The organism is Pseudomonas sp., from assembly GCF_036404235.1.
Lineage (GTDB): Bacteria > Pseudomonadota > Gammaproteobacteria > Pseudomonadales > Pseudomonadaceae > Aquipseudomonas.
This window is the reverse complement of the sequence record NZ_DASWOT010000148.1, coordinates 85,004-107,996: the sequence shown is the minus strand read 5'-3', so window position 1 is coordinate 107,996 and position 22,993 is coordinate 85,004. Positions and strand designations below refer to the sequence as shown.

The following is a 22,993-nucleotide window of genomic DNA, read 5'->3' as shown; positions in this document are numbered from 1 at the left end:
TATGAAGTGTGTTGCGTCGGTATCATTCAGCGAAAGGTCCCGGGGGCGCTGAATAACATGGGTGTCTGCCTCGCGGGCCGTGCGTGCAGACATTCACAGGTGAATAATTGCGGTCGCTCGATAACATACCCCTGAGCGTAGTCCACACCGATTTCCAATAACGCCTGCTCTATCTGAGGGCTTTCGACGAACTCAGCGATCGTTCGTTTACCCATGACGTGACCGATATGATTTATCACTTCCACCATTGCCCGATTGATCGGGTCGTCGAGCATGTCCTTTACAAAACTGCCATCAATCTTCAAGAAATCCACAGGCAAATGTTTCAAGTAAGCGAATGACGACATGCCTGCACAGAAGTCATCCAGAGAAAATCTGCAGCCCAGACTTTTGAGCTCGTTAATGAACCGAATAGCGCTACCCAAATTAGCGATCGCACTGGTTTCGGTGATCTCGAAACAGATAAGTTCGGGGGGTATTGCGTAAATCTGGAACTGCTGTCGCAAATATTCGAGAAAAGCGTCATCGCCGATGCTGGTTCCAGACAGATTGATCGCGCAGACCGCCAGCGGCCCTTGTCGATGTTTGTCACCCAGGCAATCGGCAATGATCTTGAATACGTTCTGCACCACCCAGCGGTCCAGCGTGGTCATTATTCCGTAGCGCTCAGCGGCGGGAATGAAATTGTCGGGCAAGATCATCCGACCGGATTCGTCGCGCAAGCGCAGAAGAATCTCCACATGCCCACTGCTGTTGTCCGACACCCGCCCCAACGCTGCAATCTCCTGGGAATACAGACAGAAACGGTTGTCTTCCAAGGCCATGTGCAAGCGCTGAACCCAGGCCATTTCATCAAAGCGGGTAGACAACTCCGAGTCGTCGTCATGGTAAACCTGAACCCGGTTCCGGCCTTTTTCCTTGGCCATGTAACATGCCATGTCCGCTGCGCGCAACGAAGCTTCCAGATTGGCCGGAGCATTGGAGATATGCACCAGCCCAAGACTGACAGTGGTCACGAACGGACGCCCCTTCCACACAAAATGTAGGCTTTCAACCGTTTGGCGCAGGCCTTCGGCGATTTTTTCCGCCACCTCAGCCGAACAATGCTCCAGCAAAATGCCGAACTCATCACCGCCAAGCCGAGCCAGCGTATCGCCGTCGCGTATGCCTTGCTGCAGCAGCGCGCAGATGTGGCGCAGCAGTTCGTCCCCTGCCGCATGACCGTTGGTGTCATTGACCAGTTTGAATTGGTCCAGATCGAGAAGCATCAGTACGTGATTGCCGGGATGGTGCGACAGGCTGGCAAGCGCTTGTTCCAGGCGATATTCGAACTCACGCCGGTTAGCCAGCCCCGTCAGCGCATCGTGAGTCGCTTGCCAGGATAGATTGGCGATGTACTGACGCTCCTGAGTCCTGTCATGCAGCACCAGCACCGCACCGCTGACCTGCCCTTCGGTCTGAATGGGCGAGCCGGTCAGGGCCACCGAAACGGTACTGCCATCCAACCGTTGAATCAGTTTCGAATGCTCGCTCCCGCCGATCAGCTTGCCGCAAAGGATGCGTTCGATCAGGGTCGAACTGTCTTTTTGATCGTTTTCGTCGAGCAGGTTGAACAGCGCTGCCAACGGCAGGCCAGCGGCCTTTTCACTCTTCCAGTGGGTCAACTGCTCAGCGGCTGGATTCATGTAGGTAATCGAACCCTCAACATCCGTGGTGATAACGCCGTCGCCAATGGATTCGAGGGTGATCTGCGCCCGCTCCTTCTCCCTCTGCAAGGCACTGGCGAATGCATGCCGCTGTTCGAGCAATTTATGGGTGCGCAACAACGCCAGAATAATCAGGCACAGGGCGGTCGCCAGGTTGGTCGCCAACAGGATGCGCAGGATGACTCGCGAGCCCTCCCCAAGCGCGTCGCTAAATGCCATGGCCGCAGGCGTGACGCCTTCGTTGATCGCACTGATCTGAGAGCGCCAGCTCAGCACATCGCTGTTGGTTACGCTGCCATCCACGACACGCTGATGAATCGCGCGAGCGACGTCATCCAGTTGCAACAGGTAACTGTCACCAACCTTCCACAGGTCGATGGCCTTTTCCAGATAGCTGAAATGACGGAAGTTGAGGTAGAGCCAGATGATGCTCGCGGCATCGTCAGGGTGGTTACCGCCCTGCAAAATGCCTGCATTGGCCCCTGCGATGTCGGGGACGGGCAGATCCAGTGCCACCCGCAGAGCATGTCCACCCTGAGGGATGGCGATGGCTTGCTGGTATTTCAGGTAATTGATCTCGTCACGACTGTTCGCATAGAGGTTGAGGTAATAAATCGCATCCTTTTGGCCCTTGGACCAAAGGCTCTCCCCGCCCACATAACTGCGCACAGCAGACATCATGTAAAGGCTCACGCCACCCAGTAATGCTTGCAGCAGTACCACGGCGATAAATGGCCACACGATACCGAGAAGACGAGGCTTCTCGAGAATCCGATTTTGCTTCATGGGGTCCCTTTCATCAGCACTGCCAGATACTCACTCCCGCTTCAGGCACTCCCTTCTGAGCCTGATGGGACTCGGCTAATTTCCACGATGCAGCGATCGACTTCTCAAAGGTGAAACACACAAGCGTCCGCTACCACCGGATCGCGAAGACGTAAATATGACGCTTTAGGCTCTGCGCTAAACGCCGAAGACCAAGCATAGTTCAAGAATTGACGTGTTCCACTGGCGATACGCCATTTAGTGGAAGAGATAGGAATAACCGACAAACAGCATCAAACTTGCTGTAAATGGCCATAAAGACGCGCGTAAAGACCGCCATCGGCGATTAATTGTTGGTGATCGCCGTCTTCAGCGATGCTGCCACCGTCGAAGACCAGCACCCGATCAGCCTGTTTCACCGCTGATAATCGATGCGCAATGATGAGCGTGGTGCGCCCGCTGAGAAACCGCGCCAGCGCCTGGTGCAGGCTGTACTCGGTGGCGGCATCCAACGCCGAGGTGGCTTCGTCGAGAATCACCACTTTCGGCTCGGACAGGACCATGCGCGCTATCGCCAGGCGCTGACGCTGACCACCGGACAAGCGCACCCCCGAACGGCCAACCACACTGTCCAACCCTTGGGGCAACATGCGAATGGTCGCGTCCAGTTGGGCGATTTCCAGCGCCTGCCAACAGGCTTCGTCGCTGCGCTCGCGGCCCATCGTCAGATTGGCGCGCACGGTGTCGTTGAACAGCGCCGGATGCTGCAAAACCACGGCGACGTTTTCCCGAACCGTTTCCAGCCCGATCTCCTGCAGCGTGGCCCCGCCGTAACGAATACTCCCCGCCTGCGCGGTATATAAACCCAGCAGCAACTGCACCAGTGTGCTTTTACCACCGCCACTGGCGCCGACAATCGCGACCTTCTCGCCGGGCGCAATCGACAGGTTCAGTTGATCGAGCACCGGTTCGTCGCCATAACCGAAACGCAGCTCACGCACCTCAATGCCTACGGTTTGCTGACCGAGGAAAGGATCGACACCACCGGGATACTGAGGCTCGTCAGCACGCGACAGCAGTTCGTTGATGCGAGTCAATGCGCCGCCTGCGGCATAGAACGCGTATTGCAGATTGAGCAGTTGCTCCACCGGCCCGATCATGAACCACAGATAACTAAACACCGCGAGCATGTGGCCGATGGACAAATCGGAGAACAGCACGGTGAGCATCGCCGCCGCACGAAAGATATCGATCCCGAACTGGAACAGCAGGCCACTGGCGCGATTTGAGGCATCGCTTTTCCACTGAGACGCTACCGCGAAATCACGCACCTCCTGCGCCCGCACGCCTAAACGCCCAAGAAAGTAACCCTGGCGGTTGCCGGCGCGTACTTCCTGTATCGCATCCAGCGTTTCCGTCAGCGCCTGAGTGAAGCGCGACGTACTGTCGTTTTCGAGCTTTTTGAGTTGCTTGACGCGCTTGCCCAATTGCACGGTGGTGAAGATCACCAGCGGATTGAACAGCAGGATCAGCACGGCTAACTGCCAATGCATCCACAGCAAAATCGCCGCCGTGCCGATCAACGTCAGCATGGCAACGAGGAATTTACTCAGGGTTTCCCCGACGAATTTGTCCACCGTGTCGAGATCGGTCACCAGATGCGCAGTCACGGTGCCACTGCCCAGGCTTTCGTATTCGCCGAGGGAGATGCGCTTGAGACGCTCGATCAAACGAATCCGGATGCGGTAGACGATATCCTTGGCGAGCCGCGCGAACAGCCGCGCCTGCAACACGTTGAACACCAATGCACCCAGGCGCAGGGTCAAGGTCACCAACAACATCAGGCCAATGTAGCCGACTGCTTTTTGCAGGCTGTCTGGCAATAGCTGATTCATGAACTTCAGCGCGCTATCGCCGTGCCCCAACAGCACTTCGTCCACCAACAGGGGTAGCAGCAACGGAATAGGCACCGAACACAGCACCGCCAAAACAGCAACGCCGTTAGCGATCCACAGAGATTTTCTATGCTGCAAGGCGAGTCGACGGATCTCAGCCCAACTCAGGCGATCAACGCGTCGTGGAGACTGCAACTCGACGGATGGGGGCGTTTTCCGGGGATCAGGCACTGGCCGCGCGCTCCAGCCAACGGCTGAGCAAAGGCGCCAATTCGTCCAGCGGTTGATAGCCATTGGTCAACAGCGCCAACTGCCCTTTGCGTTCGGCGAGCAGGGTCGGAAACCCGGCAATGCCCAGATCTTGAACCCACGTGAAATCCGCAGCGGTAGCAGCGTGCTGTTCAGCGCTGTCGAACGCTTCGGCGAATTCGATTTTTGGTAAACCGGCGCGCTCTGCCAACTCCGTCAACACCGATGCTTTGGTGACATCACGGCCTTCAAGATAGAACGCTTGCTGAATCTGCTTCACCAACTGCCACGCCACGTCAGGATCGAGACTACGCGCCGCGACCACTGCCCTACACGCAGGCTCGGTGTCGTAGACAAAACCGTCGGGGAGCGCGTCTTCAAAACGAAATGATTGACCCGTGGTGTCTTTGACCGCCTGCCAGTGCTTGAGAATATAGCGCTTGGTGGTCGGCTCCAACGCCGCGCCGCTGCCAGTGCGCAAACCACCCATCACCAGATGCAGCGGCAGACCTGCTGCCCTTGCCTGCTCGACCAATGCCTGGGCCACTGGCGCAAAACCCCAACACCAGGAGCACATTGGGTCCATCACATAGAGCAGGCGGGCAGGCATGGGTCAGGCCTCGTTTAGCAGGGTGTCATAGGGCGTGGCTTCATTTTTGGACTCAGTGCCCGCCAAGCGATAGTTGCGACCAATAGGATGCGGCTGGTTGCGCGCTTTCGCCAGTTCGATCTGCTTCTGCCGGTCGATGGCACTGCGGCGGGTTTTCTCGCTTAGTTTGTCCCAACAATGCGGGCAACTGATGCCTGGCGTGTAGTGCTCACTGGCGCGGTCTTCGGCGCTGATCGGCGTACGACAGGCATGACATTGATCGTAGTCGCCTTCGCTCAGGTCATGGCGCACGGTCACGCGATTATCGAAAACGAAACAGTCGCCGTGCCACCGGGTTTCTTCCTGCGGGACTTCTTCCAGGTATTTGAGGATGCCGCCCTTGAGGTGGTACACCTCTTCAAAGCCCTCGCCGAGCATATAGCTGGACGCTTTTTCGCAACGAATGCCGCCCGTGCAGAACATCGCTACCTTCTTGTGCTTCGATGGATCGAAGTGGGCTTTGATGTAGTCAGGAAACTCACGGAAGCTGGTGGTCTGGGGATCAATGGCACCTTCGAAAGTGCCAATGGACACCTCGTAGTCGTTGCGGGTGTCGATCAACAACACCTCTGGATCAGCGATTAGTGCGTTCCAGTCTTTGGGATCAATATAAGTGCCGACCTTTTTATTAGGGTCTACACCCTCGATACCCAAGGTCACGATCTCTTTCTTGAGCTTGACCTTGGTGCGATAGAAGGGTTGCTCGTCGCAGTACGATTCCTTGTGATCGATATCGTCCATGCGCGGGTCGTTTTTCAGCCAGGCCATCAGGCCATCAATGCCTTCACGGCTGCCTGAAACGGTGCCATTGATGCCTTCTTCGGCGATCAGCAGCGTGCCTTTGATACCGTTATCGACCATCGCCTTGAGCAGCGGCGCGCGCAGTTCGACGTAATCGTAAAGGGTGACGAATTTATACAGCGCCGCGACAACGATAGGGGCGGTTTGGGTCATGTTGCGTCTCCAGGTGGTGACCCTCGCAAAGGGCCTACCGGATAAGTGATTCAGATAAGAGCGTGCCGACTTGGCAACGCGGCGCGGATTCTAGCAAGAATCGGGAGGGTTCAGACAGGGTGGCTGGTCGATGGAGAATTGATGTGGGTCAACAGCGGTATGAAAGTCCTGTTGTAGCGGCGCTTGCCCGCGAACCGTTGTCCCGATCAACACATATCTGCGGAACAAAAGCCTTCGCGGGCAAGTTAGGGCTAGGGGACAGTAGGGCTAGGGGACTGATTTACTTTCAGCGCTTCATCGAAAATTAATCTGTCTCCCGCTTGCGCTTGGAGGACAGATTATTTTTTCAAAAAGCACGAAAAACAAATCAGCCCCCTCAACTCACATTCCCTCGAAGTCAATCATGCCCACCCGCGCAAGTCGGCGAAGCTGGCACGGCGCCAAGCTTCGACCATTCCTGTGGGGTATAGGTGTGCAACGCCAGGGCGTGGAACTCACCCATCAAGCCACCCAGAAGGCCATAGACCTTCTGGTGCCGCTTGACTGCATTGAGCCCGGCGAACTGCTCGCTGACCAGGATCGCCTTGTAGTGAGTTTCGTCTCCGCGGCTGTGCATGTGGCTTTCGTTCAGCACCTCAAGGTGCGTCGGTTGAAAGACCGACAGCGCGGATTCGATTCGCTGTTGCATACTCATGGGAGGCTTCGCTGATCAGGGCTTTTTGGCGGGGGCTGGAGCGGCGGCAGGTTTGCCTGCTGGAGCCAGTTCATTGGTCATGTCGGCCAGCAGTTTGTTGACCACAGGCACTGCGCTTTCCAGTTTGCTCTGGGTCAGCTGAGCGGATTGCTGTGTCAGGTCAGGCATTTTGGTCAGCACTTTTTTACCCAGTGGCGACTCATAGAATGCCACCAGATCCTTCAGCTCTTTTTCAGTGAAGTTGGCAGTGTAGAGCTTGACCATGTCAGGTTGCAGCTTGTCCCAGCCGATGGCTTGGTCCAGCGCGGCATTGGCCTTGGCCTGATAGGTTTCCAGAGTAGCTTGCTTGGTCGCTGGCGCCTTGGTTTCGGCGAAGCGTTGAGCGAACATTTGCTGCACTTGCATGTAAACCGGCGTACCCAACTTATCGGCGTGAGCCAGTTTGAGGAACGTTACGGCACTGGCGTCATGGCTGGCGGTATCGGCGAGAACCTGGCCGCTGGCACATACCAGAGCGACCGCAGCACAGATGGCACGAAGACGGGTCATCGAGTTTCCTTTATAGCAGGCGAGGCATTACCCCAGGCCGGTCATTCTGCGCCCCTTTTTGCGTTGCGCTCAACCCCCGACCCTACGAGCGGTTAAATCACGCCCTGATCCGAGAACGGTTTCACACGACCTGAGGGGGCGTTTTGAAGCACTATGTCGGCTCGCGTTCTTTTCACGTAGTCAGGTGGGGAACCCGGCCGGGTTCTCAGGGCCTAAACTGCGCCATCGACCTTGAGGAGAGAGTCCAGTGAGCCGTACCGAAACCGATAGCATAGGTCCGATAGAAGTCCCCGAAGACGCTTACTGGGGAGCACAAACTCAACGTTCGCTGATCAATTTCGCGATTGGTCAGGAACACATGCCGTTGCCGGTGCTGCACGCATTGGCATTGATCAAGAAGGCCGCGGCCCGGGTCAACGACCGCAATGGCGACCTGCCTGCCGATATTGCCCGCCTCATCGAACAAGCAGCCGACGAAGTGTTGGGTGGCAAGCTCGACGACCAGTTCCCGCTGGTGGTCTGGCAGACCGGCAGCGGCACGCAAAGCAATATGAATGTCAACGAAGTGATCGCCGGCCGGGCCAACGAACTGTCTGGCAAAAGCCGCGGAGGCAAAAGCCCGGTCCACCCTAACGATCATGTCAACCGCTCGCAAAGCTCCAACGATTGCTTCCCCACGGCGATGCACATCGCGGCCGCACAAGCAGTCAAGGAACAGCTGCTGCCTGCCATTACCGAGCTCTCGGCCGGTATTGCCGAACAGTCTTCGCGCCACATGAAACTGGTGAAAACCGGCCGCACGCACATGATGGACGCGACGCCGATTACCTTCGGCCAGGAACTGTCCGCGTATGTCGCGCAACTCGATTACGCCGAGAAGGCAATCCGTGCCGCTTTACCGGCCGTCTATGAACTGGCGCAGGGCGGTACCGCCGTTGGCACCGGTTTGAATGCACCTCATGGTTTTGCCGAAGCCGTGGCCGCTGAACTGGCGGCCCTGTCCGGGTTGCCATTTGTCACGGCGCCCAACAAGTTCGCGGCGCTGGCTGGCCATGAGGCGCTGACTGCACTGTCTGGCGCGCTGAAAACCCTCGCCGTGACCCTGATGAAAATCGCCAACGACCTGCGTCTGCTAGGCTCTGGCCCACGTGCAGGTTTGGCTGAGGTCAAGCTGCCCGCCAACGAACCGGGCAGCTCTATCATGCCTGGCAAGGTCAATCCGACGCAGTGCGAAGCCTTGTCGATGCTGGCCTGTCAGGTCATGGGCAACGACGTCACCATTGGTTTCGCCGCCAGCCAGGGTCATTTGCAGTTGAACGTGTACAAGCCGGTGATTATTCACAACATCTTGCAGTCGATACGACTGCTGGGCGATGGCTGCCGCAACTTCAACGAGCATTGCATCGCGGGCATGGAACCGGACGCGGCCAAGATGGCCGAGCATCTGGAACGCGGCTTGATGCTGGTGACGGCGCTGAACCCGCACATCGGCTACGACAAGTCGGCGCAGATCGCCAAGAAGGCCTACAGCGAGGGGCTGACCTTGCGTGAGGCCGCACTGGCGTTGGGTTTCCTCACCGATGAGGAGTTCGACAAATGGGTCCGTCCCGAAAAAATGCTAGAGGCAGGAAGCAATGGTTGATCCGATCAGCGGCGCCACTCCCCTGGAAGGGTACGGCAAACGCATTTTGATGATCTTCGGTACGCCCAAGAGCATCAGCCTCTGCCACGCTCTGGGCGAAGCGTACGCCCAGGGCGCACGCAGCCAAGGCCATGTGGTGCGTATGCTCAAGCTTGAGGAAATGGAGTTCGATCCGGTGCTGCATGGCGGGTATGAATCAAGCCAGATCCTGGAACACGACCTGCTTGAAGCCCAGCGCGAAATCCACTGGGCCGAGCACTTGGTGTTCGTTTATCCGGTCTGGTGGGGTGGGCTGCCCAGCCTGCTCAGCGGTTTCTTCGACCGGGTGTTGATGCCCGGTTTCGCCTTCAAGACCCATGGTCGCAAGCACCCGTCGAACGAGCTGCTGCGCGGCCGTACCGCCGAGCTATTGGTAACCCTGGACACGCCGTCGCGCTATTTCCGCTGGATATATGGCGCTCCAGCGCATCGGCAGATGACACGCACCATCCTTGAGTTTTGCGGGATCAAGACCAAACGCCTGACCGAATTCGCACAGGTGCGCACTTCGACTGAAGAGCAGCGCCAACAGTGGATTCGGAAGGCAGAGGGCCTGGGCAAGAAGTGATGTCGCGCAGCAAACACTGGGCCGTGTTCGATTGCCCGCGAAGGCAGTGAACCTGGTTGAGAGCAGGCTTAATGTACCGACCTCATTGGCGGGTAAGCCTCGCTCCAACAGGTTACTTACCGCCTGTTAAATCAATGACCTATCTTTTGCTCGCGATGACGGACACCAGATTCAAACCCTGGCCGTCAACCGTGCCTTCCTCGCCCGCAACCCGGCAATCAGTGACGGCCCCAGCGCGGTCAAGGCCGACCCCAGCACCACCAGCACCGCCCCGCCATATCCCAGCGCGTTGATTTCTTCGACGCTCACGTAATCCGGCCATAACCAGGCCGCAACAGCGACTGTGGCAAAGGTCACCAGTGGCGTCAGTGCCAGGGTGGCACTCACTCGCGACGCCTCCCAATGGGCCAGCGCTTCAGCGAACGCCCCATACGCCACCAGGGTATTCAGACAGCAGGCCAGCAGTAACCAGCCCTGGAGCGGGCTGAGTTGCAATGCCTGCGCAGGATGTGCCCATGGCGAAACCAATAACGCGCAGAACAGGTAAATCACCATCATCACCTGCAACGAATTCCACACCGTCAGCAGTTGTTTCTGGCTTAAGCCATAAAACGTCCAGACCGCCGCGGCGAGAAACACCGTCAGCACCCCGGCCGTGTAGTCGCTCAACGAAGTGAACAATTCCACCAGACGCTGATTGAAGAACAGCGTAAAACCAATCAACAATACGATCAGGCCGAGCAACTGGCCCAACCCGAAACGCTCCTTGAACACAAAGATACTGCTGATCAACAGCAAAATCGGCCCCATCTGAATCATCAACTGCGTGGTTCCGGGGCTCAGCATCCGCAGGCCGATGAGGTACAGCACGTAATTCCCCACCAGGCCCAATACCGCCATCGCCACCAGTACTTTGCCCTTGCGCCCCAGCACTTTGAAACTTGGCAGCTTGCCGACCGAAGCAAGCCAGATAAACAGCAGTGCGCCGGACACCAAAAGCCTGAACCACGTCACGGTCACCGGGTCCATCACTAGTAGCACTTGTTTGAGCTTGACGGGCAGGATGCCCCAGAGCAGCGCGGTCAGCAGCGCCAGTGACAGGCCGTACAACCAGCGGCCAGACGAGATGTGCATGAAGACTCCTGATAGAAAAAGACAAGCCGCCCATTCTAGGCGTTGATCAGCGATGGACACAGCTACAGTTCACCGCACAAAGGGGAGTAAAGTGTTCATCGGCATACAATTCGATTGCCAGGACCACAGGTTCAGCCGTCCTGTGTGGATACACCACAACACTCCATTCTCGGGGGAAGATTATGTTAGGTAAGCGCGAACAAGACCCCCACGCCACGGTGCATTTCCGCGCCGACCGCGTCTCTCGCGTCAACGGCATGTATTTTTTCAGCACGCGCGAAAACACCCTGGAAGGCCCGTTTCCCACACGAGACGAGGCAGTGAAAGAAACCGAGGCTTACATCCGACGCATGCAAGGCAATCATCACGCGCAAACATCGGCGCTCAACGGCTGAACCCTTACACAACCGAAAGCATGCTATTTCAGGTCAGAGATGATTGCGACGAAACGTCTCCTCGCCCATCGCTGCAATCTGCCCATCGATCAACGCGTCAAAGGGTTTCAATAACGCCTCGAACGATGTGTGCGGTTCCAGCATGTGCAACGCATGAACGATAGCCTCCAGCGTCGACAGTGCATCTGGACCTGGCGCCTTGCGCAAGCGATAGCTTGAAACCGGGGCATCCGCCAGCGTCACCCTTGGCAGCGCCGCCAGCAGCGGATTGAGGTGCAGCAGTTTGCGGGCCTTGCGCCAAGTGCCATCAGGCACCACCAGCAAGGTCGGCAATGACGCCCGATGCGTAGCCCTCAGCGGCTGCGCGCCCTCCCCCGGAAACAGCAACCGTGGCTGATAACCCGGCACATTCAACAGCTCCGGCAGGTTCTCGAATACTTCACCCACCACCAACTGTGCATTGGTCAGGCCCAGCGCTGCCAATCGCGCCGTGTTCAACGCATGATTGACCTCACTCGGGTGTTGCAAAATAAGGATCCGCGTTTGGCTGTCGAGCTGCGGGATCAGCGCGCACAGGCAATGGTTTTCAGGTCTCAGGCAACGTTCGCAACGGGCGCGGGCCATGGATTTATTCCTTCTGAGGCGCCACTACAGCGGGTTGAGCTGAGCCTTGAGCAGGTCGCGGAACGTCTGGATCAACGGCTCGCGACTACGGCCTCTACGCACGATCATCGAAAACGGCGCCTGGTAGCCGAACGTCGCGGGCAGCAGCACACGCAGCTGACCGGAGTCGACCCAGGACTGCGCGTAATGCTCTGGCAAATAGCCAATGTAGGCGCCGGACAACACCAGAATCAGTTGCGCTTCCATACTTTCGACCGTCGCTGCGCTGTGTTTGAAACCGTGACGCGCCAGTTCGGCCTGACTCCAGTAACCCCGGCCAACCATGCGCTGCTGAGTGATGACCGGCGCCGGAATACGCCGCTCGTTAAACAACGAATGACGACTGCTGCAATACAGCCAGTGTTGTTCGCGATACAGCGGTTGATACAGCAGACCGTTCATGCGCGTGGAAAACGACCCAATGGCCAGATCCAAGCGGTTGTCCAGCACGCCCAGCTGCAGTTCGTAAGGACTCATCACCGACAGATGCAAATGCACGGCGGGGTATTCTTCGCTGTAGGCGCCAATCACTTCTGCAAACGGTAATGCACGATCACTGACAGTGGAGTCGAGCACGCCCAGGTTCAACGTGCCGCGCAGCTCGCCCTTGAGCGCCGCAGCGTACAACTCGAAGCCTTCGAGCTCACCGAGCAGACGCAACGTTTCCTGATGAAACAATTCGCCTTTGCTGGTCAGACTGAACCCACCGCGCCCACGATGGCACAGCACGATGCCCAACGCAGCCTCCAGTTGGCTCATGTAGGTACTGATCGCCGAAGTCGACAGATTCAATTCCTGCTGCGCGCTGGCAAAACCTTGATGGCGCACCACGCAGACAAAAATGCGCAACAATTTGAGGTCGGGTAATGCGTTGGCCATCGGGGTACCGGCAATGTCTGGGACTCGGATGAACTGTAGGAGCCAACGTGTTGGCGAGACGGTTTCAAAGAGAGTGAATCCGATTGATCGTCTCGCGAACACCTTCACTTGCTACAGTGAATCGTGTTTGCTACGCGAAAGAACCTCGTCTGGACGACGGGTGCTCTTGCACATTTGCACGAAGCTTACCCGATACTTCAGAAATCTCTGAACTAAGTATTTTGCCCCAGCGATTGTTCGACAGGTCCCCTCTTCGCAGAATCCGCTTCAGGCTTTACCACCACTCAACCAACCGATGAGGCAATCGCGTGGACAAGATTCTCCACCAACCACTGGGCGGCAACGAAATGCCGCGCTTCGCCGGCATCGCCACCATGATGCGCCTGCCCCACTTGCAAACAGCTGCGGGCCTGGATGCCGCGTTTATCGGCATCCCGCTGGATATCGGCACATCGCTGCGTGCAGGCACCCGCTTCGGTCCACGGGAAATCCGTGCTGAATCGGTGATGATTCGCCCCTACAACATGGCCACCGGCGCGGCACCGTTTGATTCGCTATCGGTTGCTGACATCGGCGACGTAGCAATCAACACCTTCAACTTGCTGGACGCCGTGCGCATCATCGAAGAGGCCTACGACGGCTACCTTGAGCACGGCATCATCCCTCTGACCCTCGGCGGCGACCACACCATCACCCTGCCGATCCTGCGTGCCATTCACAAGAAACACGGCAAGGTCGGGCTGGTGCATATCGACGCCCACGCCGACGTCAACGATCACATGTTTGGTGAGAAGATCGCCCATGGCACGACCTTCCGCCGCGCAGTGGAAGAAGGTCTGCTCGATTGTGATCGCGTGGTGCAGATCGGTCTGCGTGCGCAGGGCTACACCGCCGAAGACTTCAACTGGAGCCGAAAACAGGGTTTCCGCGTGGTTCAGGCCGAAGAATGCTGGCACAAATCGCTGGCGCCACTGATGGAGCAAGTGCGGGAGAAAGTCGGCGGTGGCCCGGTGTACCTGAGCTTTGACATCGACGGCATCGATCCGGCCTGGGCACCGGGCACCGGCACGCCGGAAATCGGTGGACTGACGACGATTCAGGGCATCGAAATCATTCGCGGCTGCCAGGGCCTGGACCTGGTCGGTTGTGATCTGGTTGAAGTTTCGCCACCTTATGACACTACCGGTAACACCTCACTGCTAGGTGCCAACCTGCTGTACGAAATGCTCTGTGTGCTGCCGGGTGTGGTGCATCGATAAAAATCGGCGCGGCCTGAACGACTTGCGCTGAAGGGCCAACCTTAAGCGCAAAACATAAGCTAGCCTTGACAGTACAGCGGCTGAAGAAAATGTTGATGGGCAATTTTCAGGAAACCCTGATTGCCTAGGCTGCTGCGCAGAACCCTCTGTGTATCGAAGTTGGGGTCATGCTCTACCACGTTACAGCAGAGGCCCCCTCATGGACCGTCCCAAAATCTATCAACACGTTATCGATGCCCTCGGAAAGATACTCATCGACAAAGATCCTATTCGAGACGACGCATTGATCGCCGACCTGATTCTGGACAAACAGGACTTTGAGCAGTTTTTCAGCGATCTTCAGGCAGATTTCGGCATCGTGATACCACCGCGTCTCAAAAACGAATTGTCAGACTTGCCGGACAACTCTATCTACCGGGAGTTGACGCTTGAGGGACTAGTGGATGTGATTGCCGGGCAAATGAAAGACAAGAAGCAGCACAAACGCTGATGCGTTCGATTACCGATTGAGTGGAGGTTGAACGAAGGCACGCTGTCAGAAATCCAGCGTAGCCTTAGGTAAAGAGTGTGCGGGCTATCAGACGATAGCGCCGCTGCTTTTTGCTCTGATCTCGGGGACCGAATTCAGCGACGCGGTTGACGGCGTTTGTTGTCATCGTTGCTGCGCACGGGAATGGGTTGCAGCTTTGGCCGTTCGATCAAACCCAGCGCGACACCCACATCGTGAAGCCATTCTTGCAATTTGCTGTTCATGTTTACGCCCCCTTCAGGGAAATTCTCGGCAGCCAACCTCTGGGCCGCTTAAGGCAGATCATAGTGCCTGTTCGCACTTTACGCCTGCTACCGAGTGTCGCGGCAGAAATTTTTTCTCGTAGCGAACAATCTGACCTCTTGAACAGTATTTCGGCGCCATCAGGCGACCAACGGCGCCGCTATCAGCCCCTGATCGAAAGCTTCAGAGCCGCGCCCTCACGGTGCGTAGGCAGGAAAACGAACAGCCTTGCCCAGGAAACATCCGGTGACCACGCGACGCGCTTACCTGACACTTGATCGTGGCCTTCGATGGCCTCAGGCCTCAGTTCAGCTTTGGTTGCAGCTAATCCGACAACGTTGCCAAGCCATCCTCGTCAGTCAATGCACGCTCAAGCAAATCGGCTGGCAGGGATTTACTCGCACGAGCACCGAGCAATTTCAGTTGCTCACTGCGGCTAATCAGGTTGCCGCGCCCTTCTGTCAACTTGTTACGGGCTGCGCCATAGGCTTTATCCAGTTGCTGTAGCCGGTTGCCAACTTCGTCCAGGTCTTGAATGAACAGCACGAACTTGTCGTACAGCCAACCCGCTCGCTCGGCTATTTCCCTTGCATTCTGGCTTTGTCGTTCCTGTTTCCACAGGCTGTCAATCACCCGCAAAGTAGCCAGTAAGGTCGTCGGGCTGACGATCACGATATTGCGATCAAAGGCCTCTTGGAACATGTTCGGCTCAGCCTGCAACGCCGCTGAAAACGCCGCTTCAATGGGCACGAACAGCAAAACGAAATCCAGACTGTGCAGCCCTTCAAGGCGCTTGTAATCCTTGCCCGACAAGCCCTTCACATGGTTACGCAGCGACAGAACGTGCTGCTTCAGCGCCAACTGTGCAATGACATCGTCATCTGCTGACGTGTACTGCTGATAGGCGGTCAGACTGACTTTCGCATCGACTACCACCTGCTTGTCACCGGGCAACATGATCAACACATCCGGCTGGAAACGCTCGCCGTCCGGTCCCTTTAAGCTGACTTGAGTCTGGTATTCGCGGCCTTTTTCCAGTCCGGCGTGCTCCAGCACTCGCTCCAGAATCAACTCGCCCCAGTTACCTTGCGTCTTCTGGCCCTTGAGCGCACGAGTAAGGTTCGTGGCTTCGTCGCTCAGGCGCTGATTGAGTTGCTGCAAACGCTCCAGCTCCTTGCCCAGCGAAAACCGTTCGCGAGACTCCTGCTGGTAGCTTTCTTCCACACGTTTTTCGAAGGATTGAATCCGCTCTTTCAGCGGGTTGAGCAACTGCCCGAGTTGCTGCTGACTGGTCTCGGCAAACCGTTGCTCACGCTCGTCGAAGATCTTGCCCGCGAGCTCTGCAAACTGTGCGCGCAATTCGTCCCGCGAGCCTTGCAGATCATTCAGACGTTGTTGATGGCTGCCCTGCTGCTCGCGTAACTCAGCGTTTAGCGAGGCACATTGCGAATCCAGCCGTCTGAGTTCTGCTTCTTTGTCCGCGCGCTCCTGATGCAGCTGCTCCAGTGCTTGCCGTGCGCCGTCGTGCTGCTGGCGCAGCAGTTCGACTTCTCTTCGCAAGGCCGCCAAATCCGCCTGTTTAACCGCGTTGGCCTGGGACAGATCGCTGATTTCGTCGCGACTGGCATCGAGCTGTGCGTTGAGCCCGTCTTGGGCCATCTGTGCATTGCTCAAACGCTCATCGAGCAACGCGGCATCGGCCTCACGCCTAGCCAGCTTGCGTTGTGATTGCCAGATCAGCGCCAACAACGGTAATGCCGCCGCCCCAAGCCCCAGCAACAGGCTGGTCAGGTCCAAAGCCATACATTTTCCCCACGTACCGATTGATGCTGGCGGCATTATGCGCAGAACGAACCAAAACGTCAGATTCCGATTGATCTTCGCCCTGTCTGAGACTGACAGCTCCTGACGTCAAGACTGGAGCCGCGGACTAGAGCAAGCGCTTGGGACAATCCACAGAACCTGTGGATAACTCAGTGGACAACGCCCCTTTAACCTTCGCAAACGCACGTAGAATGGGGCCTGCGTTCAAACTGACGATTTTTTCACCAGTAAAAAAAAGTGATGTTTTTCATTGACTTAATAAATCAGCACGTTAAATCAAGCTGTTAGAGGCTTATGTGACAGTGAGATGGCAAGTACAGCGACTAATGTGTACAAGTCAATTCCCAATCGCTATATGCCTGCCGCGCGGGAACATTAGAGGCGACAGGCTCAACGTTACAGGCCGCCAATTACGGGGTTTTGCAGGTATAAAATGCCTAGGCTGACACTGCGCCTCACCCGCTTAACCTGAGCTGAACGTACATTAATTCGATATTGCCTCTTCCCCCATCGTTGCAATTGAGTTAGCATCTTCGGCGTTAGTACCAAGCTGAAAGTCAATTCTGGTCGAACAAATCCCCCAGCCAAGGCTCATCCAACGATAGCGGGCTGAAAAAAGGGATCGACCACCTCGATGGTTTCCAGACATTACTCACTGACATGGCCTTCCCTACAAACAGGAAGGATGTTTCTGAGATTCATGGCCTGCCAAAACCAGCCTGCAAATTGATCAGGATCTTCACCTGGAGCCTCGAACCTTAGCTCCCGTTGTGATGCCTGCCCTCCTAAGTACCTACCGGTCAGCCCAGCGCCACATGATAACCGCGCTTTAACTGGCTGCTTTTGTTCCAGACAGGTTCTTCGCCCTGCCCCTGACTCGCATTCGAGCAATGGCCCGCGTTTTCTGGAACGTTTTAATTTTGCACGGTTCTCTGTCCGTGTCGCTTTAGGAAATACCATAACCATGACTACTCATATTCACACTCAGGATGCTATCCGCACCCTCACTAACGCCTTCGCACCAATGAACTGCCTGATCATGGCTGCTCGCAAAGGCTGCTTCAGCTTTACCCTCGTCAACGAACACGGCATTGCGCGTCACAGCGAACGCCTTTACCCCGATCAGTACTCCAGCGCCGAACCGCTGCAGGCCGTGATCGAGCGGACCCGTCAGGCACTCACCGCCTGAGACCGTCCGTCGCATAACGTACGGTTTACATCCAGGCCTCGCCCGTGAACGGCGGGGCTTTTTTGTGCCTGTTTTTCTTATGAAATTTTGTTCAGCGTCAGAAAGCCCGGCTATATAGAGGTCGCGCATCATTAGGAAATATTTTAAAAACAGCCCTTTACACCATAAATTTGACACTACACTTCAACTCAGGCGGCGTTGAGCCGCTTGCGGCGAGCCCATCCGATCCACCGCTGCCAAGCGCCCGGACTCGTCGCATCACCAACTTCCCGAGGGTGTTATGGGAATTGCTGCGAGTGAGCTTTGCCAACATGTGATCCGTCCCACGCTGATCTATCTTGGACGCCACAACCCCAGTGCCGAGCTGTTTCTGGTCGCAGTTGCCGCCAGCCAGTCTGCGTTGGGGGACGAACTCGACAGCCAACGCGGTCATGGGCTGTACAGCATCACCGGCACCCTGCACTGGCGATTATGGGACGACTACCTGGCCAAAGATCCCGACCTGGCCAGCCTGGTGAGAGGATTGGCCAGCCAGCACGCGTTCCTGACCGGCCCAGATCTCGAACTGACCGTCAACCTGCGTTACTCCACTGCAATTGCCTGGTTGATGGTCGAAGCCAGTCAGATCCCGCTGCCCGCCGACCATGACTTGCTGGGAATGGCCCGAATATGGCGCCAAATATTTCAGCCACATGGTCATCTGAAGGACTTCACGACGGCCTGGCAAACCTCGGTCAGCCCGCTGTATCAAGTCGCATCAGCCATTTTGTGACCTAACAGTTTCGCTGGAGATGGCGACACGTTTCCAGGATTGTCCTACAAAAACAGCTCTAAATCGGTTGATCCGGCCTATAGCGCGTTATGGAAAATGTTGGTAGTTTTCGCGCGGTGATCAACAAGGAGTTCTAACAATGAAAAAAATAATGATCAAAACCAGCCTAAGTCTTGCCGTTACACTTGCTTCCACTCAACTCTTCGCTTCTGGCTTCGCCCTCAACGAACAAAGCATCAGCGGCATGGGGACCGGTTTTGCAGGTCGTTCCTCTTCCGTCGATGATGCCAGCATTGTCTACAGTAACCCTGCGGGCATGGCGCGCCTCAAGCGTCAACAAGTCACCGCTGGTATTGCAGCCATTGATGCAAAAACCGATATCTCCGACGCTCGCGGTCGTCGCACAGGGACCAACGATGGCGACATGGTGCCTTTCACTGCCGTACCCATGGGCTTTTACGTCAACCCGGTGGATGAACATTGGGCATTCGGTCTGGGTGTATATGCGCCGTTCGGCCTGATTACCGACTACGAAGACAGCTTCCAGGGCCGTAACTTCGGCAGCAAGAGCCAGGTCAAGGTCATCACCTTCCAACCGACTGTCAGCTATGCGTTCAACGATAAAGTCTCGATTGGTTTCGGCCCGACCATCAACCGTATTTCCGGTGTGCTGGAATCGACGTTGAACGTACCCCAGATCCCTGGTTCCGGCGACGGCCGTGTCCAGGTAAAAGGGGATGACGTCGGCTACGGCTACAATATCGGCCTGATGGTGCAGGCGACTGACACCACTAACCTGGGCCTGACTTACCACTCGAAAGTGACCTACAAACTTGAAGGCCACACCGAGGTGACGCCTGGCGCCGGCATCCCACCCGCACTATTGGGCGGGCGCTACGATGCCAAGCTGAGTCTGGATACCCCTGAGTCGGTGGACTTTTCGGTGACCCAGAAACTGACCGACGACTGGAAACTCTATGCGGGCAGTACCTGGACACGCTGGAGCCGCTTGAAGGACATTACCGTCAAGAACTCCGGTGTTACCGGGCCTATCTCAACGCCTATCGTAGGCACCATCACCGAAGAGCAAAACTGGCACGATACCTGGGCTTACGCCATTGGTACGTCCTACCAGTTGAACAAACAGTGGGTTCTGCGCACAGGCCTGACCTGGGACCAGTCGCCAACCAACAACACTGACCGTTCGCCGCGCATCCCGACGGGTGACCGCACGATCTTCAGTATCGGTGCTGGCTGGAGCCCAACCGACGACATCACCGTCGACGTGGCCTACTCCTACCTCGATGAAGAAAAAATCAGCATCAACCGTACCAACGCTCTGGGCCAAGCCTACAGCGCCAAATACGACAACAGCGCCAACGGTTTCGGCCTGGGCCTGACCTACCGCTTCTGATGCAGTTGGCGGGACGGGCTGAAAACCCCGTTCGCCAGACCTGAAAAACCCCGCAGCCAGCGATGGTTGCGGGGTTTTTCATTTCGCAGGATCACGACAGACCTTGCTTTTGATCAAGGCTTGGAGGCAATCGCTTTTTCTACCGCCGCAATCAATTCAGGATCGTCCGGCGTGGTCTTGCTGGAGAAACTGGCGATGACATTACCCTTGCGGTCAACCACGTATTTATAGAAATTCCAGCGCGGCGGATTGCTTTGCTCGGCCAACACTTTGAACAAGTGGGTCGCGTCATCGCCTCTGACCGGCTGCGGCTCGGTCATGGTGAAGGTCACGCCGTAATTGACGTAACAAACCTTGGCCGTCTCAGCCGCATCGTTGGACTCTTGCTTGAAGTCATCGGACGGTACGCCAATCACTTCCAGCCCCTGCCCTTTGAAACGCTGGTTCAACGCTTCGAGGCCTTTGAACTGCGGGGCGAAACCGCAAAAGCTTGCGGTATTGACCACCACCAATGGCTTGCCGGCAAATTGTTTGCACAGGTCGATATTCTGTTTGGCGCGTAACTTGGGTAACTCGCCCTGCAACAACGGTGGGCAATCGGCCGCCAAAGCTGCGCCACTCATGGCAAGGAAAAGAACAGGGACAGCAATCCAGCGAACTCTCATGGCAGCATCCATCGCTTCACGCGTAGTGGTTATTGTCTGAGGACACGCTACTCCTTGAGGCCAGCAATGCCCAGACGCACTTGCGCGCAAGACTCAGCATGCCCCCATGCCAAGTTGCAAGGCCCGTAGACCAACCTGTTGCCAGCCCCACCACGCAATGGCCAGCAACGCCCCGATAATCGCCACGCAGCCCATCCACGGCAGCAGCCTGATCACAGCGCCACACTCTGAGACTGCAATCGCGCCACGGGCCGCTCGCGAACCGGCCAGTTGACTGCGGCCGCCAACAGGCTGAGCAGAATCGACACCTGCCAGATCAGGTCGTAATTGCCAGTGCGGTCGTACACAACACCACCGAGCCAACCGCCGAGAAACGCACCCAACTGGTGGAACAGGAACACGATACCGCCAAGCATCGACAGATTGCGTACGCCAAACAGCGTCGCCACCGTACCGTTGGTCAGGGGCACGGTGGACAGCCACAACAACCCCATCGTCACGCCGAACAGGTACGCGGTGGTTTCGCTCAGGGGTATCCACAAGAACAGGCTGATCACCACGGCACGCAGCACATACAACGCGGTGAGCAGGCGCGGCTTGGACATCCGGCCGCCCAGCCAGCCGGCGATGTAAGTACCAAAAATATTGAACAAACCAATCAGCGCCAACACCGTGGTGCCCACTTTGGCGGGCAAGTGTTGGTCGACCAGATAGGCCGGCAAGTGGATACCGATGAACACCACCTGAAAACCGCAGACGAAAAAGCCGAACGCCAAGAGCCAAAAACCCGAATGGGTGCAGGCTTCATGCAGGGCTTCGCGCAGGGTTTGCTCACCGCCAGTGATTGGTAACGGTTTGTCCTTGAGCATGCCCACCAGCGGCAGAATGAACGCCACCAGTAAACCCAACGCCAGCAGCGCCATCGACCAACCCAACCAGCCAATCAGGCCCAGGGTGCCGGGCAACATCGCAAACTGGCCGAATGAGCCCGCCGCGCTAGCGATGCCCATCCCCATGCTGCGTTTTTCAGCGGGCAAGGCGCGGCCAACAACACCCAGAATCACCGAAAACGTTGTGCCCGACAGGCCGATACCAATCAGCAAACCAGCGCTGAGCGACAAGCTTGCGGGCGAATCGGCCATGCTCATCAACATCAGCCCGGTGGCATAGAGAATGCCGCCGATGAACACGACTTTGGCAGCGCCGAAACGATCAGCCAACGCGCCAGCAAAGGGTTGCGCCAGCCCCCAGATCAGATTCTGGAACGCGATTGCGAAGGCAAACACCTCGCGCCCCCAGCCGAACTGCGCGCTCATTGGCGGCAAAAACAGGCCAAAGCCATGACGCGTCCCCAGCGATAAAGCGAGGATTAGCGCGCTGCCAAACAGTATCCAGCCACTGGTACGCCAGACTGACGTCATTATTATTCTCCCGGCTCGTTGACCGAACACGCCATTTAGGCGGATATACCCGCAATTCAGAATTGTCGGAAACTACGCCTTGCCTGTGACTGATGTCAATAAATGTAACCGGGCATGGCAGCGGGAGGTATAAGGGACGGGTTGATCAGCCTCCTGCAATTGCGTCAGGCCAGGGCAAGCGCGACCAACACTGTCATCTCCAACAACTCAAGCATCGCACCTGCCGTATCGCCAGTGGTGCCGCCCAGACGGCGGACCATCAAATGGCGCAGCCAGAAAAACCCTCCCGCCGCCGCCAGTAACGCTACGATCCCCGACCAGCTCGCAAATACCACACAGCCAATCGCTACCGCCCACAACACCTGCTGGCTTAATCGTTTTGGCAAATGATCAGCCAACGCTTGCCCCAGCCCCCCCTTGCGCACATAAGGCGTATCCAGGAACAACCCGAGCATCGCGGCACGGCCGATCACCGGTGCCAGCAGCAAGCCAAGGCTGTGATGTTGTTCGATCAAGGCAACAATGGCAGCGAACTTAAGCAGCAGCACGACAACCAGCGTGACCACTGCAATCGGCCCACTGCGCGGGTCTTTCATGATCGTCAGGGTGCGTTCGCGATCACCGAAACCGCCCAACCAGGCATCTGCGCTGTCTGCCAGGCCGTCCAGGTGCAGCCCGCCACTGAGCAGCACCCACGCCGCCAATAGCAACGCCGCATGCAGCAGCAACGGAGCACCCTGCAACAGCGCGCTGAAGGCCATCAACAGCACACCGAACAGCGCGCCCACAAGGGGATAGAACAACAGCGAGCGTCCCACTTGCTCCGGACTCGGCATGCCGGGCAAGCGAATCGGAAAACTGGAGAGAAACTGCAAGGCGATCCAGAACGGCAGCAT

At 56.9% G+C, this 22,993-nt stretch carries 22 protein-coding genes; 8 read left to right on the top strand and 14 right to left on the bottom strand.

All coding sequences use genetic code 11. The annotated features are described in order from the left end of the window. Window positions 1–26: 26 nt before the first annotated feature. The 6 genes from VGC62_RS18855 to VGC62_RS18830 form a co-directional block, all read right to left on the bottom strand. On the bottom strand, window positions 27–2,492 hold the full coding sequence (locus VGC62_RS18855) for an EAL domain-containing protein (RefSeq protein WP_331188595.1): 2,466 nt from the start codon (window positions 2,490–2,492) through the stop codon (window positions 27–29). Between the two features lie 272 nt (window positions 2,493–2,764). Further along, entirely contained in the window at window positions 2,765–4,597 is a 1,833-nt protein-coding gene (locus VGC62_RS18850; RefSeq protein ID WP_414705822.1) for an ABC transporter ATP-binding protein, read from the bottom strand. After that, entirely contained in the window at window positions 4,590–5,192 is a 603-nt protein-coding gene (locus VGC62_RS18845) for a DsbA family protein (RefSeq protein WP_331188622.1), read from the bottom strand. The genes VGC62_RS18850 and VGC62_RS18845 overlap by 8 nt, the downstream gene beginning before the upstream one ends. 36 nt (window positions 5,193–5,228) lie before the next feature. After that, window positions 5,229–6,218, bottom strand: a complete 990-nt coding sequence (locus tag VGC62_RS18840; protein WP_331188594.1) for a rhodanese-related sulfurtransferase — start codon at window positions 6,216–6,218, stop codon at window positions 5,229–5,231. 397 nt (window positions 6,219–6,615) lie between these two features. Next, the gene (locus tag VGC62_RS18835) at window positions 6,616–6,912 is read right to left on the bottom strand and encodes a BolA family protein (RefSeq protein ID WP_331188593.1); all 297 of its coding nucleotides are present in this window, start codon (window positions 6,910–6,912) and stop codon (window positions 6,616–6,618) included. Between the two features lie 15 nt (window positions 6,913–6,927). After that, window positions 6,928–7,461 carry a DUF2059 domain-containing protein gene (locus VGC62_RS18830; protein WP_331188592.1) on the bottom strand — a complete coding sequence of 178 codons (534 nt, stop codon included), beginning with the start codon at window positions 7,459–7,461 and terminating at the stop codon, window positions 6,928–6,930. A 247-nt stretch (window positions 7,462–7,708) separates the two neighbouring features. Between VGC62_RS18830 and VGC62_RS18825 the strand changes: the two genes are divergently transcribed. Together VGC62_RS18825 and VGC62_RS18820 are read left to right on the top strand one after the other, a co-directional pair. Next, window positions 7,709–9,103 carry a class II fumarate hydratase gene (locus VGC62_RS18825; protein WP_331188591.1) on the top strand — a complete coding sequence of 465 codons (1,395 nt, stop codon included), beginning with the start codon at window positions 7,709–7,711 and terminating at the stop codon, window positions 9,101–9,103. Beyond that, window positions 9,096–9,710 (top strand): NAD(P)H-dependent oxidoreductase, encoded by a 615-nt coding sequence (locus VGC62_RS18820; RefSeq protein WP_331188590.1) that lies wholly within the window; start codon window positions 9,096–9,098, stop codon window positions 9,708–9,710. Before VGC62_RS18825 ends, VGC62_RS18820 begins: the two co-directional genes overlap by 8 nt. A gap of 171 nt (window positions 9,711–9,881) precedes the next feature. On the opposite strand, the gene VGC62_RS18815 is transcribed toward VGC62_RS18820, so the two are convergent. Continuing rightward, on the bottom strand, window positions 9,882–10,844 hold the full coding sequence (locus tag VGC62_RS18815) for a DMT family transporter (protein ID WP_331188589.1): 963 nt from the start codon (window positions 10,842–10,844) through the stop codon (window positions 9,882–9,884). Between the two features lie 182 nt (window positions 10,845–11,026). Between VGC62_RS18815 and VGC62_RS18810 the strand changes: the two genes are divergently transcribed. Beyond that, entirely contained in the window at window positions 11,027–11,239 is a 213-nt protein-coding gene (locus VGC62_RS18810; RefSeq protein WP_331188588.1) for a DUF6316 family protein, read from the top strand. A gap of 33 nt (window positions 11,240–11,272) precedes the next feature. On the opposite strand, the gene VGC62_RS18805 is transcribed toward VGC62_RS18810, so the two are convergent. Both VGC62_RS18805 and VGC62_RS18800 read right to left on the bottom strand, forming a co-directional pair. Then, entirely contained in the window at window positions 11,273–11,863 is a 591-nt protein-coding gene (locus tag VGC62_RS18805) for a tRNA-uridine aminocarboxypropyltransferase (RefSeq protein WP_331188587.1), read from the bottom strand. 24 nt (window positions 11,864–11,887) lie between these two features. Next, window positions 11,888–12,781, bottom strand: coding sequence for a LysR family transcriptional regulator (locus VGC62_RS18800; protein WP_331188586.1), 894 nt, complete (start codon window positions 12,779–12,781; stop codon window positions 11,888–11,890). Window positions 12,782–13,089: 308 nt separating this feature from the next. Between VGC62_RS18800 and speB the strand changes: the two genes are divergently transcribed. After that, window positions 13,090–14,040: an agmatinase gene (gene speB / locus VGC62_RS18795; RefSeq protein ID WP_331188585.1), complete on the top strand. Its 951-nt coding sequence runs from the start codon at window positions 13,090–13,092 to the stop codon at window positions 14,038–14,040. A 199-nt stretch (window positions 14,041–14,239) separates the two neighbouring features. Next, complete coding sequence (locus VGC62_RS18790) at window positions 14,240–14,530, top strand: hypothetical protein (RefSeq protein ID WP_331188584.1); 291 nt, start codon at window positions 14,240–14,242, stop codon at window positions 14,528–14,530. A gap of 134 nt (window positions 14,531–14,664) precedes the next feature. On the opposite strand, the gene VGC62_RS18785 is transcribed toward VGC62_RS18790, so the two are convergent. Continuing rightward, on the bottom strand, window positions 14,665–14,793 hold the full coding sequence (locus tag VGC62_RS18785) for a PA1414 family protein (RefSeq protein WP_331188583.1): 129 nt from the start codon (window positions 14,791–14,793) through the stop codon (window positions 14,665–14,667). Between the two features lie 343 nt (window positions 14,794–15,136). Continuing rightward, a complete protein-coding gene (rmuC, locus tag VGC62_RS18780) occupies window positions 15,137–16,501 on the bottom strand; it encodes a DNA recombination protein RmuC (protein WP_331188621.1) in 1,365 nt (454 codons plus the stop codon). Between the two features lie 1,099 nt (window positions 16,502–17,600). On the opposite strand from rmuC, the gene VGC62_RS18775 reads away from it, so the two are divergent. The 3 genes from VGC62_RS18775 to VGC62_RS18765 all read left to right on the top strand — a co-directional run bounded on the left by VGC62_RS18775 (window position 17,601) and on the right by VGC62_RS18765 (window position 20,011). Then, a complete protein-coding gene (locus VGC62_RS18775) occupies window positions 17,601–17,825 on the top strand; it encodes a hypothetical protein (protein ID WP_331188582.1) in 225 nt (74 codons plus the stop codon). Between the two features lie 280 nt (window positions 17,826–18,105). Beyond that, on the top strand, window positions 18,106–18,597 hold the full coding sequence (locus VGC62_RS18770; protein WP_331188581.1) for a hypothetical protein: 492 nt from the start codon (window positions 18,106–18,108) through the stop codon (window positions 18,595–18,597). A 139-nt stretch (window positions 18,598–18,736) separates the two neighbouring features. Beyond that, window positions 18,737–20,011, top strand: coding sequence for an OmpP1/FadL family transporter (locus VGC62_RS18765; RefSeq protein ID WP_331188580.1), 1,275 nt, complete (start codon window positions 18,737–18,739; stop codon window positions 20,009–20,011). A gap of 113 nt (window positions 20,012–20,124) precedes the next feature. Here the strand turns inward: VGC62_RS18765 and VGC62_RS18760 are convergent, their stop codons facing one another. The 3 genes from VGC62_RS18760 to VGC62_RS18750 form a co-directional block, all read right to left on the bottom strand. Beyond that, window positions 20,125–20,676, bottom strand: coding sequence for a glutathione peroxidase (locus VGC62_RS18760; protein ID WP_331188579.1), 552 nt, complete (start codon window positions 20,674–20,676; stop codon window positions 20,125–20,127). 212 nt (window positions 20,677–20,888) lie between these two features. Continuing rightward, complete coding sequence (locus VGC62_RS18755) at window positions 20,889–22,097, bottom strand: MFS transporter (protein WP_331188578.1); 1,209 nt, start codon at window positions 22,095–22,097, stop codon at window positions 20,889–20,891. Window positions 22,098–22,261: 164 nt separating this feature from the next. Continuing rightward, on the bottom strand, window positions 22,262–22,993 hold the full coding sequence (locus VGC62_RS18750; RefSeq protein ID WP_331188577.1) for an adenosylcobinamide-GDP ribazoletransferase: 732 nt from the start codon (window positions 22,991–22,993) through the stop codon (window positions 22,262–22,264).